Below are 20032 nucleotides of genomic sequence, written 5' to 3' on the forward strand. Positions count from 1 at the left end.
GTACTTAACTTACTTTACAACGTGTCAACGCGTTATGTATTGCCTCCGAGAATTGATACATCAAATCATCCCAATTATTTTTATCTTCCCGCGCTGATAAAGTGAATTTACGATTTTTAAACAGGCTTTTTCTCAATGCAACTGTCAATTCAAGTTGCACGCCTGCCTCCCGCTTACAACAGTTAACAAAGTTATCTCTATGGAATCCAGATATATGACTTGGTGCATCTTTCACTATAATATTAATGTCTGCTAATTCACTTTTGATGGCCGCAATTAATTCTAGGTCACGTCCACCAATATAAACTTCTGACTTATTGCCCATGCAACCATGTATTGAAACTGCAAATTGACTATCCTCAATCATTCGATGTAATTTTGGTTCGTCAAAGTGACGTGAAGTTACATGTAATTCATGGTTTTTGTTTTTTCTAACACCTTTAAATGTGTAATATTTATAATCACCTAAATCACTTAGGCAATCAGCCAATTCTGAAGTCCCACGTTCGATAGCCCCTCCATGCACTGCAGTTATAATAACTGGTTTTGTTGCCTCTCTTGTTACGATATCCCAATCATCACCTTGCTTAGTTTTGGTTAATAATTCTCCCATAGTCCTATATTTATCTACCATCATATACTCCTTATTTTAATTTCCATATTTACTAAAAAAAGCTGATATAACACAGTATCTTTGACACTTGAATTATATCAGCTATAAAAATATTTAAAAGTCCTTCGATTACACAAATTGTTTCGTTAATTCATTAAATTGAGTTTCATCCAAATGAATATCTTGTTTTGCTAATGCTTCATTAGACATTTCATCAATTTGAGACTCAAATGATGGCGTATCTGTGTCTTGATAGACAATCCCCTTAACTAGTGAATTGTATTCTAACACCTTTTGTGTTGCCATTGTTTTATCAGTAAAATCATATCCATCTATGTCAGCGATATCAGTTAAGTTTTCCTTAAACCAATCATATGTGTTCACTTTATTATAAGTTACGCATGGTGAGAAAACATTAACAAATGAAAAGCCATCATGATTTATTGCATCTTCAATCATTTTCGTCAGTGCTTTAATATCACTAGAGAAACCTTGGGCAACAAACGTAGCTCCAGATGACAAAGCAAGTTCTAATGGCGCTACATTTTGTTCTATATTCCCTTTTGGTGTTGATTTCGTTACAAAGCCTTGCGCTGAAGATGGCGATGTTTGGCCTTTAGTCAGACCATAAATTTGATTATCCATTACAATATATGTCATATTCATATTTCTACGTAAGGCATGTATTGTGTGTCCCATACCGATGGCGTAACCGTCTCCATCACCACCTGAAGCGATAACTGTTAAATCTTTATTAGCCATTTTAACACCTTGTGCAAGCGGTAAGGCTCTACCATGAATTCCATGCACACCATAGGAATTAATGTATCCTGATAAGCGTCCAGAACAACCTATACCAGTGATAATAGCTACTTCTTCAGGCTCCAAACCTACATTAGCTGCTGCCTTTTGAATAGCAGCTTGAACAGAGAAATCTCCACATCCCGGACACCAATTGGGTTTAACATTATTTCTGAAATCTTTAAATGTTGCCACTTACACCAACTCCTTTAAATCTTCGGCAATTTCTAATCCTTTTTGTTCTATTTCTTTAGGTAAAAATGGCGTGCCATCATATTTAGTCTGATTAATTAATTTATCGCCTAAATTTACATTCATTTTTATAATATTTGCTAGTTGGCCTTGGTAATTATGTTCAACTACTACAACTTTCGACACTTTGTCTATTTCTTGCTGTAGTGTTTCTTTAGGGAATGGATGTAATTGTCTAATTTGAACATGATTCACTTTTACACCTTGTTCTTCTAGTCTATCCTTACCTTCTTGAATGGCACCTTTAGTTGAGATAAATCCAATATATAATATATCTGCAGTATCATGAACAACATCCGCTTCAACGGGTTCATTAATTAATAAATGTTCAACTTTGCGCATACGCTTATCCATTTGTTGATTACGATTATCTGCTGCTTCACTTGGCTTACCTTCTTCATTGTGTTCAACACCAGTCACATGATGAATACCACCTTTAACTCCTGGTAACGGTCTTGGTGATACACCTGATTCCGTAAGTGCATAACGCTTGAAATAAGATTTGTCATCTTCTTCTCTTTCAATATCAGACTGGACAATTGCGCCACGTTTAATCTCAATGCGATTATAGTCCAATTGATCGACAGTTTGTTTACCTAAAGATAATTGTAAATCACTTAATACAATAACCGGACATTGGTACATCTCAGCTAAATTAAAGGCCTCCATAGTTAGGTAAAATGCATCTTCAGCATCTGTAGGTGCTACAACAATCTTAGGTATATCGCCATGTGTACCATAAATCATCTGCATTAAGTCTGATTGCTCTTGCTTCGTTGGCAAACCAGTTGAAGGTCCTCCACGTTGTGTATTAATCACAACAAATGGCGTTTCTGTCATTCCAGAAAGACCGATTGCTTCCATCATCAACGACAGTCCAGGTCCTGCACTTGCCGTAAATGCACGAACTCCCGCATAGTTTGAACCGATAGCCATATTTGCTGCTGCAATCTCATCCTCTGTTTGTACTACAGTTCCGCCTACTTTTGGTAAATTCTCAATCATATACTCCATAATTTCAGAAGCAGGTGTGATTGGATATGCAGCCATAAATCTAGAACCAGCTGATAATGCGCCTAAACCTATTGCATCATTACCAATCATATATAAATGAGGATTATGGTTTGTAGGTTCTAATACAAAGTCTCCAGTGATATGTTCAAGTTGTTCGCTCATCAATCGATAGCCTTCTTTTAAGGCTTCGATATTCATTTCAACTACTTTTTCACCTTTTTTCGTAAACATGTTCGTGATTAAACTCTCGAAATCACTTAATTCTAAATCCATAACTGCACACGTTGCACCTATCGCAACCATATTTTTCATTAGAGCCGTACCTAATTCCTTGGCAGTTGCAGTTAATGGTAAATCTATCATCTCAGCTTTACAATCTTCAGGCTTTTGTGGTTTCGCCTTACTATCAGCGATAATGACACTATCTGATCTCATCTCATGATGATTTAATTCAATCGTTTCTTGATCAAATGCAACTAATATATCTAGATCGTCACTAATTGCATGTACAGGTCTTGTTGATACTCTTATTTTATTATTTGTGTGGCCGCCTTTAATTCTACTTGAAAAATGACGATAGCCATATAAGTAGTATCCTTTACGGTTCATAGCAGTAGCGAAGATTTCCCCAGTCGATTCTATACCTTCACCTTGTTGACCGCCCACTTTCCATGATACTTGTGATTTCATATCATCTTGCCTCCTAGTGGTATTAATAATTCATCTTTCATCATATCAAAATGAACCACCCTTTTACTATGTAAAGAGTGGAACATTTTAAAAATCATACTAATGGACGATAGCTTAAAAAGGGTGATCATCATTAATTAATACGCGTTCAATATGTGTCGTTTTACCTTCTTTATTTAAGTCGATAATAACACCAGACAACACACTTCTACCTTCATCAGGTACAACATGTCGTTGTGGTAGACTCGTTAAAAATCGATTGATCACTTCAGTGCGATTAATTCCTAAAATGCCATCATAATATCCCGTCATTCCAACATCAGTAATGTATCCTGTACCTCCAGGCAAAATTCTCTCGTCAGAAGTCTGTATATGTGTATGTGTACCAACAACTGCACTTGCTCTGTTATCTAAATACCAGCCCATAGCATTTTTCTCAGATGTTGTTTCTGCATGAAAATCTACAAAGATATAATCTGTTTCTTGTTTCGCTTGTGCAATTAATTCATCTGCTTTGGTAAACGGATCATCAATATCTTGCATAAATGCACGACCTTGTAAGTTAATTATTGCTAATTTCAACTCATTTATTTGAATGAATCGCATACCGACACCGGGCGCTGCATCCGGGAAGTTAGCTGGGCGTACCATACGCTTAGCATCATCTATAAAATCATAAATTTGTCTTTGACCATAGGTGTGATTACCCATTGTCATGAAATCTACGCCTTCTCTTAGCAGTTCTTTATAAATTTTCTCGGTTAAACCTTTTCCGTGTGCAGCATTTTCTGCATTCACTATTGTAACCGTTGGGCGATGTGTTTGCTTTAACTTCGGTAAATATGTTTTAATAGCATCTCTTCCTACCTTACCAACAATATCCCCAATAAAAAGTATTCTCATTAACAGTTCATCCTCTCTTACTGATAGTTTAATGTAATTTTTTTATTATGAAAAGTGAATGTGAAAAATATATTCAAATTTCTAAGTTTTAAAGTGATATGACGTGGTAAACAATGTACTGTAACATTAATTTAACTAGATATAGGAGTTGTAATTTATAAATGTCAATAAATATTGATCCACAAAAATTTGCTGACTTAGTAGTTACAGCAAATCCATCAAAAAGTGACAATCCAGAAGATATCGCTAAAGACAGTTTAGAACTCTATGTAAATGCCTATCGATTAGCCGAAAGACATTCTAACATTTCAACAAACTGTTACGACACAGCTGAAGTTTTAAAAGAAATTAAAGCAGCAGATTTAGAATTAACTTAGTACTTATTAATTGCTAATTGAAGATAATTTATTTATAACCAAGCTATACTTCAACAATAAAAGCTATCCTCAAATAATTGAGGATAGCTTTTATTGTTTTTCATAATGTCTAACATTATAAAAAGTTAAAGCCTATCCAAAATTATGGATAGGCTTTAACTTAGTTCTAGAATTTCATTAAATATCTAGAACGTTATTTTGCATATTCAATTGCTCTAGTCTCTCGAACAACTGTCACTTTTATATGACCAGGATATTGAAGTTCATCTTCAATTTGGTTTTTAATATCTCTTGCTAAGCGGTGTGATTTTAAGTCGTCGATAGTATCTGGTGATACAATAACTCGAATCTCTCTACCAGCTTGGATAGCAAATGCTTTTTCAACACCATCATAACTTTCTGATAATGTTTCAAGTCTTTCTAATCTTCTTATATAATTTTCTAATGTCTCTTTACGAGCTCCAGGTCTAGCGGCAGATAATGCATCCGCTGCTGCAACCAAAATAGAAATTATTGAAGTAGGTTCAACATCACCATGGTGGGAATGAATTGCATTAATAACTGTTTCACTTTCAGCATATTTCTTAGCTAATTCAACTCCTATTTCAACATGGCTACCTTCAACTTCATGGTCAATCGCTTTACCAACGTCATGAAGTAGACCAGCACGTTTAGCTAATGTAACATCTTCACCCAATTCTGCTGCTAGCATACCTGCTAAATGAGCAACTTCAACTGAATGTTTTAGTACATTTTGTCCATAGCTTGTACGATACTGTAAACGACCTAAGATTTTTACTAAATCTGGATGCATATTATGTACATTTATTTCAAATGTAGCTTGTTCCCCAGCATCTCTAATAATATCGTCTACTTCTTTTCGAGCTTTATCTACCATATCTTCAATTCTTCCAGGATGGATACGTCCATCTGAAACAAGATTTACTAATGCTGTTCTAGCAATTTCACGTCTAATTGGGTCAAAACCAGAAAGTATAACTGCCTCTGGCGTGTCATCTATAATTAAGTCAATACCAGTTAACGTTTCTAACGTTCTGATATTCCTTCCTTCACGACCAATGATTCGACCTTTCATTTCATCATTCGGTAAATTAACAACTGATACTGTTGACTCGGAAGTATGTTCCGCAGCTAAACGTTGAACAGTTGTTGCTAATAGTTCTTTAGCATTTTTATCGACTGCTTCTTTTGCTTCTTTCTCTTTTTCCTTAACAAGTATTGCAATATCTTGTGACAATTCATCTTCTACTCTTTGAAGTTGTTCTTGTGCTGCTTCTTCTTGAGAGAGACCAGAGATGCGTTCTAATTCTTGTTCATGCTTATTTATTAACGTTTGAACACTACTCTCTTTTGCATCTACTTGTTGTTGTCTTTCTTCAAGTTTAGATTCTTTTTGCTCTAAAATCTCATCTTTTTTGTCTAATAGATCAGATTTTCGCTCTAAGTTTTCTTCTTTTTGAAGAAGTCGGGCTTCTTGCCTTTGAAGATCACCACGTCTTTCACGAAGTTCATTTTCACTTTGTTCTTTTAAGATTTGATTTTCTTCTTTAGCTTCAAGGAGCTTTTCCTTCTTGATATTATCTGCTTCTTTTTTACCTTGTTCGACAATATCTTCGGCAGTTTGTCTTGCTTGTAATTGCTTTTGATGCAATAAATTACGGGCTATAATATACCCTACAACAACTCCGAGAATAATACCTAGCAAAACGAGTAGGAGGCCTAATAAATTCACACAAACACCCCCTTTTTTCTAGGATTTTGCTCTGTATATCAAATTCAATATGATTATATGAAGTTATATAAGAATCATACAATGTAATTGTACGGTTTAAAGACAAGAAGTGTCAAGGTTTCCACCTACATAAATTCAATATTAGAGACCTCTCTTTTACACTTTATTTACTATAGATGTTGATAACACACGATTCGCCTTATTTTATGGAAAATCAGAATAAAATTTTTCACATAAATTTAAATTATTATTTTACTACTTTCAGTATAATTAGTCCCGTATTCAAACGTTAGACACTCAATTTGAAAGATTTTTATAAAAATATCCCGAGATTAGATAACTACTAATCTCGGGATATGACACGTGCATTGAAAATATTTGCATGTATGCACTAAGTTTAACTTATTCATCTTCAAATAGTGAAGTTGGTTGTTCTTCTTCACTCTCTTCGACATCACCATCAAATATACCTAAAGTTTCACGTAACTTTTGATTGATTTCATTCTTAACTGCTGGATTTTCCATAAGGTAAGTCTTAACATTTTCTTTACCTTGCCCCATGCGTTCTCCATTATATGAATACCAAGCACCTGATTTATCAACGATTTCGTTCTCAACGCCTAAGTCGATTAATTCACCTTCTTTAGAGATACCTTTACCATACATAATATCAACTTCTGCAATTCTGAAAGGTGGTGCTACTTTGTTCTTAACAACTTTAATCTTAGTTCTATTACCAACGATTTCTTGACCTTGTTTCAATTGTTCTGCACGTCTAACTTCTAAACGAACTGAACTATAGAATTTCAGCGCTCTACCACCTGGTGTAGTCTCAGGGTTACCAAACATAACGCCGACCTTTTCACGAATCTGGTTGATGAAAATTGCTGTCGTATTTGATTTAGAAATGGCACCTGACAATTTACGTAATGCTTGTGACATAAGTCGTGCTTGTAAACCGACATGCGTGTCACCCATTTCTCCTTCTATCTCTGCTTTAGGTGTTAAAGCGGCTACCGAATCGACAACTACAATATCTACTGCACCACTACGAACGAATGCTTCTGCAATTTCTAGTCCTTGTTCACCATGGTCCGGTTGTGATAAGTATAAATTTTGGATATCTACTCCTAATGCTTCAGCATACACTGGATCTAGCGCATGTTCTGCATCGATAAATGCAGCTACACCACCATTTTTTTGTACTTCAGCAATAGCATGCAATGCTACAGTAGTCTTACCAGAACTTTCTGGTCCATATATTTCTACAATTCTACCTTTAGGGTAACCACCTACTCCTAAAGCATTATCTAATGTGACTGAGCCACTTGAAACACTTGAAACTTTACGTGCTTTATTGTCACCAAGTTTCATTACTGCGCCTTTACCAAATGACTTCTCCATATTTTTAATTACTGTATCTAAAGCTTTTTGACGATCGTTATCCAATGCTGGACCTCCTAAATGAGTTTTGTCTCTGAAAATTATCTTACCCATACTATACATGTATTTTTATTTTAGTGCAAGCATTTTGCGAATATTTGTTCGCTAAAAATACCGTTCGTTTTGTCTAATATAGAACACACGTACTGTTCAAAAATTAAGATAACTATTGATTTATTGGGATTTTAAACGATTTAGCAATCTAATTAATACATAATTTTGTGTTCGGTGTTTAAGCAAATTGCGTTGTTGTATCATTTTAAAATGTTGTACAGACAATTTGTCTTCCTTTAGAACGCCTAAATACACCGTATCTTTATTATATAGTAATGATATTGCAACTTCAGATTTATATAAATCCTTTACAATATTCGTTGAAATTGATAATTGTCTCTCTATATCCAAGTCATTACTTATAAATTGGTTATTATGTGGCAACATGCCTAATAAGCGTTCTTCTTGGTCAAAATCTTTTAAACGAGAATATAAATCTCCATCAGTAACACCGTCATATATCGCAAATGTACGTTCGATATTTTGCATCAATGCTTGTTCTAACTTAATATCGTCAGAACCATAATAGAAATCACCAATTCTATTTAAAATCTCTGTTTTAATTGGATCAATCAAGGCTTTACAGTTTTCAACTGTTTCACCGTTTGCAGTTAGTCTGATATTTACTTCATGAGTACCCGCTAATGGTGCTATAGTAGGATTCGTTTGATTATCGATTAAATCTAATAATTCTGTTTCAACTTTAGATTCACCAATACCAGCGAAACGCAATAATTCTGAGAAGATAATTTGTTCGCCATCTAATAAATATGGCAATAGTTCATTTTTAGCCATAGGTTGCATTTCTTTTGGTGGTCCAGGGAGTAGAATCACTTTCTTATCCTTATGTTTAACTAACATACCTGGCGCCATGCCAAATTTATTTTCTAACACTTCTGACCCTTCTATTACAAGTGCTTGTTGACGATTATTAGGCGTCATTTCAACGTTTTGCTTGATAAAATACTGCTCAATATCTTCTAAAGCAGCACTATCTGTTACTAATTCACGACCAAGCACCTCCGCTACTGTATGCTTTGTCAAATCATCCTTAGTAGGACCTAAACCACCAGTTAGAATCACTGCATCATTGTTGTCTAGTGCTGTATTGAATACACGTTTCAAACGTTCCGGGTTATCACCAATAACTGCATGTTCCACCACACTGTGACCGATCCCATTTAATAATTGTGATAGATATTGTCCATTGGTATTAGCAATTTGTCCTAATAATAATTCAGAACCCACTGCGATTATTGATATATTCAAGTAAACTCCTCCTTCATACAAGCTACACTATATTTAACATAGTTAAATTATAAAACGAAGTACAAGCAAAAACGAAATATTTCGTTTTTAATTGATAAAAAAGTATGGTTAGTCTTTTCAAATCAAAAAAAGTCAGATGATTTATCTGACTTTAGTAACTTTTAAATGCTTTCGACAGCATTTCGACATTATTTAGCTTTAAACACATCTCTACCTTTATAGAAATATTCAATTCCAGATAAGATTGTAAAGAATACACCGATATATAATAATGTTTGACCTAGTGAAAAACCAATCCAATTTGCAAGTGGATCGCCTAATAATATCCAAACAATTGCTACCATTGTAACGGCCGTTTTGATTTTTCCTAATTGTCCGGCAGCACTGACAAATCCTTGCTCAATTTGCAATAATCTTAACCCTGTGACTGCAAATTCTCGTGCAATAATGATAATTGCTACAACCGAGTTAGTTAAATCAATTTGTACCAATGCTATTAATGCGCTCGACACTAGTAATTTATCTGCTAATGGGTCTAGAAATTTACCCATATTGGTAACTAACTGCCACTTTCTAGCAAGATAACCATCTACAAAGTCACTCAACGATGCAATGATAAAAATAACACCACTAATCAATAATTCAATTCTAATATCATTTCCACCGATAAAAGAAACTTTACCAAAACCAAAATCTGCTAATGCAAATACCATAAACACTGGAATTAGTATAACTCTAAAAACGGTTATCCAATTCGGTATATTCATATAAAATGCCTCATTTCTATTTATAACTTAAATTCATCTACAAGAATAATACTGCTAATACCCACAGTATAGCTGTAACAATAACTATAAAACTAACGACTACAGCAAGTTGTAGTGGTTCTTTATCTTTACTTCTATATGTTGGTTTATGCTCACCTGAAAAAGCCGCAATGACTTGATCCAAATCATGATCCGCATTGGGAATTTCTTCTTTATGTGCTTCAATAAGTTGATCCGAATCGATATTCACTGCCTTAGCATACTTAATAATAAAGCCTTCAGCATAGTTTTGATTTTTCAGTGAAGCAAAATCATTATTTTCAATCAATGTCAGTGTTTTTCTTTTAATTTGTGTACGAGACTCTAATTCATTTAATGTCATACCTAAACGCTCTCGGCGACCTTTTAAAGTTTGACCTATTGAATTCACAGTTGTAAAGCCTCCTTTAATAAAATGTAATTAATTTGATTATTCAAAAAAGCCAAAGCCGCCACCAAAACCATCATCGCTAAAGTCTAAATTGTTTTTACTTTTAACTGTTTGTTTTTTCATTTCTTCATAATGGATTTCTTGGTTTTTATTTTCTCTTAATTCAATAATATAATCAAAATCTTTCATTTCGTAATCACTTGTTTCAACAAATAAATCTGGATGCTCAACTACCTTAATGGCCGGCAAACTCATTACTTCCTTCACAAGATCTTGGTGCTTTTGGCTTGATTCACGTGCTGTAACTGCACCGTCAATAATATAGACATGGTCTGAGTCATATTCACCTTTAATCAACGAACTTCTCACGGTTTGTTTGATTAAAGTTGAACTGATAAACAACCATCTTTTATGTGCACAGACACTTGCTGCAACGATAGATTCTGTCTTCCCTACCCTAGGCATACCCCTTATACCAATTAATTTATGACCATCTTCTTTAAATAATTCAGCCATAAAATCGACAAGTAACCCTAAGTCTTCACGTTCAAAACGAAATGTCTTTTTGTCATCGGCATCTTGCTCTATGTATCTACCATGACGGACAGCTAGACGATCACGCAGTTCTGGCTTTCTCAATTTGGTAATCGAAATATCATCAATTTCCATTACAATGTTTTCAAAGCGATTTACCTTTTCTAAACTATCAGTCTTGATAAGTAAACCACGTCTACTTTCTTCAATACCGTTAATAGTGACAATACTAATCCCCATCATACCAAGTAAACTTGAAATATCACCTAATAATCCAGCACGGTTCATTGTTATCTCATATTCTAAATACCATTCTTTTCTAGTAGCGACTGCCATGAAATAAACACCCCTTCGTTTCAAAACAACAGTTATTATTTATAATAGCTTTGATAAAAATAAACGTCTAGTAAAAACAATAAATTAAAATTTATTATAAATATAGAGCTATTCATTTGTTACTTTATCATTTATTGTAATCACATTATAGCACTGAATGTACATGCGTTGGATTGTTTTTTCAACAGTATATAAATTTATAAATACCAAGCTCCATTGACTTTTTGAACAGTACCCGTGATGCTCTTGGCGTAAGGATGACAAAGATAACTACATGTATGCGCAATTTCTTGAGGGTCAATCAAACGCTGTTGTGGCAATGATTCAACCATTTCTGTTAATGTATCATCATCAAATACTTGTGTCATGCGCCCACTGACAAAGCCAGGTGCAATCGCATTAACTGTAACAGTGCTTAAGGCCAATTCTTGACTCAGCGCTTTAACAAAACCGATTTGTCCAGCTTTCATTGCGGAATAAACCGATTCTAAACTCGCACCAGTTTCACCCCAAATGGATGATACTACAACAATGCGACCGTTTATACTTTGTCTCAATTGATCAATAAAGTATCGACAAATACGCATGAGTTGACGAAGATGTAACGTATAACTTTCATCAATCATCGCATCTGTCATATCTTGTAACATACCGTATAAAGCTTGTCCACTGGTGTATATCAAACAGTCTAAATTTTGAACAAAATAAAAATATTCATCTAAATTGTCTACTTTACTTAAATCACATTGTACAAATTGTACTGCTTGTCCTTGATAATGCTCTTGTAATGATGATAAATCAGCTTGATTGTAGTGAACAATAACTTCATAGCCATCAGACAATAGGCGTTCGGTGATTGCTGTACCAATTGACCCAGAGCCACCAATCACTAATGCTTTCATGTATTATTTCATCTCCAGTCGACTGTCGACCATCTGTTCTAGATTCAGACAAGTCTTCGCTGTTTCATTCACACTTTCCAATGTAATACTTTCTACTATGTCTAATAAATCAAATAGACTGACACCTTCAAAGTGGAGTTTTGTATATTGATTTGCTATATACTCTGGAGAATTTAATCCTGAAATAAATTCTCCTATAAATTGTTTCTTCAATAATTCAAATGCATCATTATCCTCAATATTACCTAACTTGCTCTCTAATTCGGTAAGTAATAATGCTTTTAATTCATCTGGTTTTTGTGTTGCACTTGTCACGATAGAGAAACTGTATGTAGGTTCAAGCATAAATTGATATCCAAAGGTCTCGTCAATTAAGTCTTGATTGAGTAACGTTTGATAAAAATCTGTCTCTTCACCGAATACCATCTCGAAAAAGAGTGTCATTTCAAGGTCACGACGTACGTATGTTTCTGATGGTTCATTCTGTGGAACCTTATTTTTGAATCCAAGCATTAAACGAGGTGATTGTAATTTCATTGTCTCAGTTACAACCGATTCACTTACTTTCTCTTGTTCAATCAACGGATCTCTCACTATTTCAGGTTGATACTCTTTATCTCTCATATCCTCATGTTCAGCTACGACACGATAAATATGCTCAGGATCTACATCTCCTACAACGAATAGCACCATATTTGACGGATGATAAAATGTTTCATAGCAAAGATATAAATCATCTTTAGTAATTTGATAAATACTTTCAACACTACCTGCAATATCGACACGGATTGGATGTGTTTGATACATTGCTTTTAGCGTGTTAAACATTAATTTATATCCTGGCTGTTCTTGATACATTTTAATTTCTTCAGCAATAATACCTTTTTCCTTATCAACTGTTTCCTTTGTAAAGTAAGGTGTCTCCACCATAGTCAATAATCGTTTAATATTGCGATCCACGTTATCAGTTGCACTAAACAGGTAACTTGTACGGTCGAAACTCGTAAAGGCATTAACTTGTGCATTATCTTCTGCAAATGCAGTAAATAAATCTTCTTCTTCATTTTCAAATAATTTATGTTCTAAAAAGTGCGCCACACCGTCTGGTACTGTTACATATGTATCACTGCCATGAGGCTTAAACTTATTATCTAACGATCCAAATTGAGTAGTATATGTGACAAAGGTCTTTTGGAATCCTGCTTTTGGAATAATAAATACCTTCAAACCATTTTCTAATTCTGCTTCAAAGACCCGCTCATCTATTTGATCATAGTATGTTTCCTTCACGATTCACTACCTCCTTTCGTCAATATATATATCGTATCAAGCACTGTTGCTTGTGCAACCTTGATGACATCTTCTCTTGTAACATGCTCTATTCCTTCAATATACATATCTTCGGTTAAATCCTCATTTAATAAAATATTATTATTTAAAATCTCAATAATACTCTTTGCTCTATCTTGTGACTCTTGTCTTTGTGAAACGATAACCTTTTTGGCTAATGCCAATTTACTATCATCAAATTGACCTGCTTGGATTTTATTAAATTCTTCAATAATGGTATCTTTTGCAACTTCATATTTATCACTCGAAACACCACTTAATACAAACATATATCCATTTTTGCCATCAATTTGAGAATGAATCGAATACGCTAAACTTTGTTTTTCACGGACTTCATTGAAAAGTACTGAAGAAGGGTCGCCTCCAAACATAATGTTAAATACAACTACTGCAAAATAATCTGCTTCTCCATATACTGTTGGCAGTTTAAAGCCCATATTTAACTTAGCTTGGTCTACGTCATCTTCTTCAAGGATTGTCTGAGGCAACTCATGATTCGTTAACATTGGTGTCACAGTAGTAAGTTCAAATGGTACTGTTTGAATATTAAAATATGTGTCTATTTGAGATTTTACTGTTGTTTCATCCACATTACCGACTACATAAACGGCACAAAAGTCGTCAGATAACATAGATTGATATGTATGGTATAAGGTTTCCGGTGTTATGTCGTTAATATATGAAACTTGACCAGTTGCAAGATGTCTGTATGGGTGATCGCCAAACATATGTTTTAATAAATTTAAAAATGATATCTGTGATTTATTATCGACCATAGCTTCTAATTTCTTGGCTAATAATGTTTTTTCTTGTGCTACAAAGTTCGCATTGAACTGATTGTCATATACTAGAGGATTCCAAACAATTTCCTTTAGGAGTTGTAATCCCTTTTCAAAAAGAGGAGTTTGATCCTTTAAGTAACGTTCATTTACGAGTTCTAAAGATATGGTAATTACATGTTTATCTTTAAATTTTGTAACGAAACTATTAACATACGCACCATATAAATTAGACAAATGACGATTAAAGTCTTTATCCGTCGGCCATTTTTTAGTTGCTCTCACTAATAATTTACTTAGTACTGACCTTGCTGTCATAGTTTCATTATCTAGTGGTGCCATAAACTTTAACGTAATGGTGGTTGTCTTAAATTTAGACGTTGGCATTACTTTGATATGTAAATCATTTTGTCGTGTGTCTTTATTCAAATTGTCATGCCTCACTTTCATAATTTTGTTATTATAATCTATTTCTAACCGTTTTGAATTTAACTAAACTACTTTTGAAATAATTAAAAGAATAAAATATTGGTTTTTCATCTTGATCATAGTGCACGAGCTTTAATAACATTAAACCTTCATGTGGTGATGCATCTAATACATCCGAAATATGCGGTTCATAGCTTATCGACTCTATTTCTGTTTCAGCATATGCTATCTTTGTCGACGAATTGAGTTCGATGGCTTCTAATAATGACTCATTACTATTTTGATATTGAGCACAAGTTAGTAGTCGTGTCGGCACCTTGTCTAAACAGTAAACAACTGGTTGTTTATCTGCCGTTCGAATACGTTCGATGATTGTCACATAATCCTTTTCAGGTAAATTTAAAGTTGTCGCATCTAACGAAGTTGAAGGCTTTTCATCAAAACTAATGAATTCTGTTCCAGGTTCATAACCCTTTGCTCGAATCATTTTACTGATACTAACTAACTCACCTAATGGATAAAGGAATGGGTGCTGTGATTTAACACTCGCACCTTCCTCTAAATTATTTGATAATACTTGTTCAGTAATGAGTTCATCAATAGCATCATAAACATCGTCTGTTTTCACATTTAGCTTTCTTGCTATAGCAAGGTGACTTGGTAACTGCTCACCATATTGAAAATCACCTGATTTAATTTGCTGTATTAACCATTCTTTGACTTTATAAACTGAAGTAAGTTCCATATTTACACCTCATCACTATCTAAATCCACAAGAATTTGTCTAGGTTTACTACCTTTTTGTGGTCCGATTACTTGATTACGCTCTAAATCATCCATCAATCTAGAAGCTCTGTTATATCCGATTCTAAACTGTCTCTGTAGTAACGATGTACTTGCCTTTTGTTGTTCTAAAACGAATAAATATGCTTCATCGTAAAGTGCATCCTCACTCTTCATATCAGCTTTATCCACTGGCGCATCAGGTTCCATTTCTTTAACATAATTCGCCTTTTGTTGTTCTACAACATAGTTAACGACTTCTTGTACTTCTTGATCACTTAAGAAAGCACCTTGTACACGTGTTCTCGTTGACCCGCCGTTAGCTACATATAACATATCCCCTTTTCCGAGAAGTTTGTCAGCGCCGCCACTATCAATAATCGTTCTTGAATCGGTTTGAGAGCTCACTGCAAATGCAATTCGAGTTGGTATATTATTCTTGATTAACCCTGTGATGACATCAACCGAAGGACGTTGAGTCGCAATAATCAGATGTATACCAGCAGCACGGGCCATCTGTGTGATACGTTGAATTGCATTTTCTACTTCTTTACCTGCTACCATCATTAAATCCGCTAATTCATCTACTATAACGACAATATATGGCAACTCAGACTGCTTTTCATCTAATTCTTTATTCTGTTTACGAATCATTTCATTATAGCCTTCAATATTTCTGGTTGAACTGTGCTGGAATAAATCGTAACGACGTTCCATTTCAGCCACAACCTTTTCCAATGCTTGAGATGCCTTATGAGGATTAGTAACTACTGGAATTAATAGATGTGGTATGCCATTATATACATTTAATTCTACCATTTTTGGATCAATTAACATAAGTTTTACTTCGTGGGGTTTCGCGTTAAGTAAGATACTTGTAATAATGCCATTGATACATACTGATTTACCACTACCTGTCGAACCTGCAACTAATAAATGTGGCATTTTATTTAATTCAACTGTTATCGGACTTCCAGAAATATCTCTTCCTAATCCAACTTCCAATTTGTTTTTGGCAGGGAATTTTTCATCTAATACTTCTTTTAGAGATACAAGTGAAATCTTATCATTAGGAACCTCAATACCCACAGCAGAACGTCCAGGTATAGGGGCTTCAATACGTACATCCTTTGCTGCTAATGCAAGGGCAATATCATTATGCAAATTAACGATTTTACTTACCTTTACACCTTGAGCTGGCTGAATTTCGTATTGTGTTACTGCTGGTCCAATCTTGATTTGAGTGACTCTAGCATCAACTCCAAAGTTTTTCAATGTTGTTTCTAGTAATTGACCTTTTTTCTGTACTTCCGCTTTTGAAGTTGATTGTTGCTTTGCAGGTTGATTCAACAATGTTAATGGTGGTATTTTATATGCTTCATTTTCTACTTCTCCTGCTTCAGAAATCGAACCGCTATTGTCCGAAGTATTATCATGGTCACTTTTATCATCCGAATGAACATCTTTATGTGATTGATTTTCTGAGTTCTGTACTCCTGATTGGTCATTTTGATTATTATCTTGATCAAACACACGTTTTGAGCGTTTCTTCGTTCGGCTCAATGAACTTGTTTCATCACTTTCACTATGACCATAGATTGGAATGTCTGCTTGATTCGATGTTGACTCTGAATCTTGTACTTCAGGGAAGTTACTTACGTCTTTCATTGGTTCTTCTAATTTCAACTGTTTTTCTTGCTCAGCTTTTCTTTCTGCTTTCACTCTAGCTTTTGCGTCTTTTTTAATTTTATTTTGCTTTCTTTTTTCATGCATATTGGCAGATGCGTCTTTACTTTTACTTTTCAATTGTTCAAACATTATTTTAGAAACATCTCTGTGCTTTTGCTTTAACAATAAAATAATACTTGAAGCAATAAGTAATAATGTAATGATTATCACACCGACTATTGAAATTAATGGGTTAAATAATGCTAATAAATAATGACCAATTAACCCTCCCCCAAAATTAGGGAAATGTGTATGTTCATATGATTTATATACAAATGATAATACTGGCTCTCGTTGCGCCTTAGTATGATTTGTAAAATAAAAAATGATGTGCATTAAGAATAGCAAGGCGAATTGCAATACTACAGCGCCAACTGTTCTTCTAGTCTTTGGTAATGCTTTATAATATGTCATATACACCGTAGCAATTAATACTAATATATAAGTAAGAAATCGACTAGTTCCAAATAAATAATTAAAGAAACTGTCTATCATCGTTCCTACAATACCTAATTGAAAGGCTCCTAATCCTACTAATATAAAGATTGCAATAGCTAATATATATCTTAACGGACTATCTGTCTGTTTCTTTTTCTGGCGACTTTTATTATTTCTAGTATTTGTTGATTTTTTCTTAGTTGTCGTTCTCTTTTTCGTTTGTGCCAAATTTCACACCTTCTTTTCAACTCTAATTTCGTCTATTTATGTAAGTTTGAATATGATATGTATTACTTTAAAACTCATACATATCTAACAGTACCTTTTCTCCATTCTATAACTCAAAACATTAACTTATTACATCAATATGATAACACAAAAGAGGCAAAGACTTATTCCGCTTCTGCTAGCTTTAAAGGTTGCGTCGTATTAATCATGGATTCGTATCAAATCACAACTAATGACAGCAATCGACTTTTAAAATGTTAACCTAAGCGTTTGTCTTAACCTCTTTGTTTTGTTCAATTCTATTAAATTTCAGAAATAACTGGAATAATCATTGGACGACGTTTTGTGTTTTCGAATAACAGTTTACTAATTTGGTCTCTCATGTTTTGTTTGATATCAGACCATTCTATTCTTTTCTCTTGTAAACCTAATTCTACAATCTCTCTTACTTTTTCTTCAGCTTCATTCAATAACGCTTCGCTTTCTCGCACATAAACAAAACCTCGAGATTGGATTTCAGGACCAGCTGCAATTCGTCTATTCTTAGGATCAAGTGTTACTACAGCGATAAAGATACCATCTTCAGCTAGGAGATGACGGTCACGTAACACGATATTACCTACATCACCGACACCAATTCCGTCAATCAATACATTACCCGAATTGACTTTTTCATTTAGAATCATTTCTTCACCATTGAAGTTAACAACATCGCCTTTTTCAACTAAGAAAATCTTTTCAGGCTGAACGCCTGCCTCATTAGCTAATTTAGCATGTGCAATTTGCATTTTAAACTCGCCATTAACTGGTAAGAAATACTCTGGTTTCATAATGTTAATCATCATTTTTAATTCTTCCATACATCCATGACTTGATGCATGTATCTTTTTATTATTTGGAATAATTTCTGCACCAGCTCGCACTAATTCATTAAGTGTATTTCCTACAATGACTTCCATATTTGCAGATGCCGTAATTGCCAAGAACACTGAATCTCCTGGTTCAATATTCATTATTTTATGCTTCTTCAATGCCATTTGATTTAATGCTTCCACAGGTTCACCTTGCATACCAGTAGCAATTATAATCACTTCGTTTTTAGGGTAGTTTTCAACTTCATTAATAGGTATTAATAAGTCTTTAGGTATATCGAAATAACCCATTTTACGTGCAATATTAAATGAACTTTCTAGAGAACGTCCCAAGAAAGAAACCTTCCTATTTAATTTGCTTGCAATGTTCAACACTTGTTGAATTCTAATAAAGTTTGATGCATAACACGAAACAATTAAACGCCCTTTAACTTTAGTAAATGCATCATACATATGAGATTCAATTACATTTTCAGGCGTATTATAACCTGGTTTCTCAGCTTCAGTAGAATCACTAATCAATGCAAATACACCTGATTCTCCAATTTCCGTCATTTTCTTTAAGTCTGGTGCATAATGTCCGTGTAAACTTTGGTCGAATTTAAATTCACCCGTATAAACAATTGCACCGTATGATGTATGAATACAAACGCCTAAACTATCTGGGATACTGTGTGTCGTGTTGAAAAACGTTATGTTTACACCTTTGAAACGCATGATAGATTCATTGTTTACAGTGTAATATCTAACTTTCTTATTGACATTTCTTGCCTTCATATTCTCTTTGACTAAGCCGATCGTTAACTTCGAACCGTATACAGGTGCATCAACTTGTTCAAGCACATATGTAACTGCACCAATCGCATGCTCATGTCCATGTGTTAAGAAGATCCCTTTCAACTTGTCTTTATTTTCAATTACGTATTGAATGTCAGGAATTACTATATCTACGCCCAGCATTTCATCCTCTGGGAACATCAATCCTGCATCTAACATAAACATCTCATCGTCTACTTCAACGATATACATATTTTTCGCTATTTCTCCGACTCCGCCAAGAGGAATAATACGAATGTTATTATTATTTTTCTTTATTAAACTCAAAATGTTACCTCCTATTTGAATATCCCCGACCATATATAAACTCATAATTTATTATAAGTTAAAACAAGCTTGATGTACACTATTAAAGTAAGGTTTACATGCTTTAACACTAACTAGAATATATCAACTGATATCATTTTGAGTAACGTGTACCTACAGATTTTATGACATAGTACAATTTAA

Annotated in this window: 16 protein-coding genes and 2 pseudogenes; 1 reads left to right on the plus strand and 17 read right to left on the minus strand. The window is 34.2% G+C overall.

Features of this window, described 5'->3' with window-relative positions; all coding sequences use genetic code 11:
* Positions 1 to 4: 4 nt before the first annotated feature.
* The 4 genes from ACF91D_RS24785 to ACF91D_RS24800 form a co-directional block, all read right to left on the minus strand.
* On the minus strand, positions 5 to 634 hold the full coding sequence (locus ACF91D_RS24785; RefSeq protein ID WP_107526713.1) for a poly-gamma-glutamate hydrolase family protein: 630 nt from the start codon (positions 632 to 634) through the stop codon (positions 5 to 7).
* 108 nt (positions 635 to 742) lie between these two features.
* Positions 743 to 1609, minus strand: coding sequence for a 2-oxoacid:ferredoxin oxidoreductase subunit beta (locus ACF91D_RS24790; RefSeq protein ID WP_042738820.1), 867 nt, complete (start codon positions 1607 to 1609; stop codon positions 743 to 745).
* A complete protein-coding gene (locus tag ACF91D_RS24795) occupies positions 1610 to 3370 on the minus strand; it encodes a 2-oxoacid:acceptor oxidoreductase subunit alpha (protein ID WP_392437879.1) in 1761 nt (586 codons plus the stop codon).
* Positions 3371 to 3484: 114 nt separating this feature from the next.
* A complete protein-coding gene (locus ACF91D_RS24800) occupies positions 3485 to 4273 on the minus strand; it encodes a TIGR00282 family metallophosphoesterase (protein ID WP_107526715.1) in 789 nt (262 codons plus the stop codon).
* Positions 4274 to 4434: 161 nt separating this feature from the next.
* Here ACF91D_RS24800 and ACF91D_RS24805 point away from each other — a divergent pair, with 161 nt between their 5' ends.
* Positions 4435 to 4650: a hypothetical protein gene (locus tag ACF91D_RS24805; RefSeq protein WP_042738823.1), complete on the plus strand. Its 216-nt coding sequence runs from the start codon at positions 4435 to 4437 to the stop codon at positions 4648 to 4650.
* A gap of 193 nt (positions 4651 to 4843) precedes the next feature.
* On the opposite strand, the gene rny is transcribed toward ACF91D_RS24805, so the two are convergent.
* The 13 genes and pseudogenes from rny to rnjB all read right to left on the minus strand — a co-directional run bounded on the left by rny (position 4844) and on the right by rnjB (position 19849).
* A complete protein-coding gene (gene rny / locus ACF91D_RS24810) occupies positions 4844 to 6403 on the minus strand; it encodes a ribonuclease Y (RefSeq protein ID WP_107512619.1) in 1560 nt (519 codons plus the stop codon).
* Between the two features lie 402 nt (positions 6404 to 6805).
* Positions 6806 to 7852 (minus strand): recombinase RecA, encoded by a 1047-nt coding sequence (gene recA, locus ACF91D_RS24815; protein WP_042738825.1) that lies wholly within the window; start codon positions 7850 to 7852, stop codon positions 6806 to 6808.
* Positions 7853 to 8020: 168 nt separating this feature from the next.
* Positions 8021 to 9169, minus strand: a complete 1149-nt coding sequence (locus ACF91D_RS24820; RefSeq protein ID WP_107526716.1) for a CinA family nicotinamide mononucleotide deamidase-related protein — start codon at positions 9167 to 9169, stop codon at positions 8021 to 8023.
* 188 nt (positions 9170 to 9357) lie between these two features.
* Positions 9358 to 9936, minus strand: coding sequence for a CDP-diacylglycerol--glycerol-3-phosphate 3-phosphatidyltransferase (gene pgsA, locus ACF91D_RS24825; protein WP_107512621.1), 579 nt, complete (start codon positions 9934 to 9936; stop codon positions 9358 to 9360).
* A 37-nt stretch (positions 9937 to 9973) separates the two neighbouring features.
* The gene (locus ACF91D_RS24830) at positions 9974 to 10366 is read right to left on the minus strand and encodes a helix-turn-helix domain-containing protein (protein WP_107527217.1); all 393 of its coding nucleotides are present in this window, start codon (positions 10364 to 10366) and stop codon (positions 9974 to 9976) included.
* A 39-nt stretch (positions 10367 to 10405) separates the two neighbouring features.
* Entirely contained in the window at positions 10406 to 11236 is an 831-nt protein-coding gene (locus tag ACF91D_RS24835; RefSeq protein ID WP_042738829.1) for a DUF3388 domain-containing protein, read from the minus strand.
* A gap of 197 nt (positions 11237 to 11433) precedes the next feature.
* Positions 11434 to 12138, minus strand: a complete 705-nt coding sequence (gene ymfI / locus ACF91D_RS24840) for an elongation factor P 5-aminopentanone reductase (RefSeq protein ID WP_107527218.1) — start codon at positions 12136 to 12138, stop codon at positions 11434 to 11436.
* Between the two features lie 3 nt (positions 12139 to 12141).
* Positions 12142 to 13428, minus strand: coding sequence for an EF-P 5-aminopentanol modification-associated protein YfmH (yfmH, locus tag ACF91D_RS24845; RefSeq protein ID WP_107527219.1), 1287 nt, complete (start codon positions 13426 to 13428; stop codon positions 12142 to 12144).
* Positions 13425 to 14717, minus strand: a complete 1293-nt coding sequence (gene yfmF / locus ACF91D_RS24850) for an EF-P 5-aminopentanol modification-associated protein YfmF (protein ID WP_107527220.1) — start codon at positions 14715 to 14717, stop codon at positions 13425 to 13427. The genes yfmH and yfmF overlap by 4 nt, the downstream gene beginning before the upstream one ends.
* 10 nt (positions 14718 to 14727) lie before the next feature.
* Complete coding sequence (locus ACF91D_RS24855) at positions 14728 to 15441, minus strand: GntR family transcriptional regulator (protein WP_042738833.1); 714 nt, start codon at positions 15439 to 15441, stop codon at positions 14728 to 14730.
* Positions 15442 to 15443: 2 nt separating this feature from the next.
* A pseudogene (locus tag ACF91D_RS24860) lies at positions 15444 to 16898 on the minus strand (DNA translocase FtsK); the annotation flags it as partial.
* A gap of 105 nt (positions 16899 to 17003) precedes the next feature.
* Positions 17004 to 17873 (minus strand): annotated as a pseudogene (locus tag ACF91D_RS24865) (DNA translocase FtsK 4TM domain-containing protein); the annotation flags it as partial.
* A gap of 302 nt (positions 17874 to 18175) precedes the next feature.
* Positions 18176 to 19849 carry a ribonuclease J2 gene (gene rnjB / locus ACF91D_RS24870; protein ID WP_042738835.1) on the minus strand — a complete coding sequence of 558 codons (1674 nt, stop codon included), beginning with the start codon at positions 19847 to 19849 and terminating at the stop codon, positions 18176 to 18178.
* Between the last annotated feature and the right edge of the window lie 183 nt (positions 19850 to 20032).

The sequence above is a fragment of the Staphylococcus sp. 231237_7MaSpsaltlick genome (genome assembly GCF_043107035.1).

Coding starts and splice junctions, on each gene's coding strand:
- ACF91D_RS24785 (WP_107526713.1), bottom strand. CDS start 634: ATGGTAGATAAATATAGGACTATGGGAGAATTATTAACCAAAACTAAG.
- ACF91D_RS24795 (WP_392437879.1), bottom strand. CDS start 3,370: ATGAAATCACAAGTATCATGGAAAGTGGGCGGTCAACAAGGTGAAGGT.
- ACF91D_RS24800 (WP_107526715.1), bottom strand. CDS start 4,273: ATGAGAATACTTTTTATTGGGGATATTGTTGGTAAGGTAGGAAGAGAT.
- ACF91D_RS24805 (WP_042738823.1), top strand. CDS start 4,435: ATGTCAATAAATATTGATCCACAAAAATTTGCTGACTTAGTAGTTACA.
- pgsA (WP_107512621.1), bottom strand. CDS start 9,936: ATGAATATACCGAATTGGATAACCGTTTTTAGAGTTATACTAATTCCA.
- ACF91D_RS24835 (WP_042738829.1), bottom strand. CDS start 11,236: ATGGCAGTCGCTACTAGAAAAGAATGGTATTTAGAATATGAGATAACA.
- ymfI (WP_107527218.1), bottom strand. CDS start 12,138: ATGAAAGCATTAGTGATTGGTGGCTCTGGGTCAATTGGTACAGCAATC.
- yfmF (WP_107527220.1), bottom strand. CDS start 14,717: ATGAAAGTGAGGCATGACAATTTGAATAAAGACACACGACAAAATGAT.
- ACF91D_RS24855 (WP_042738833.1), bottom strand. CDS start 15,441: ATGGAACTTACTTCAGTTTATAAAGTCAAAGAATGGTTAATACAGCAA.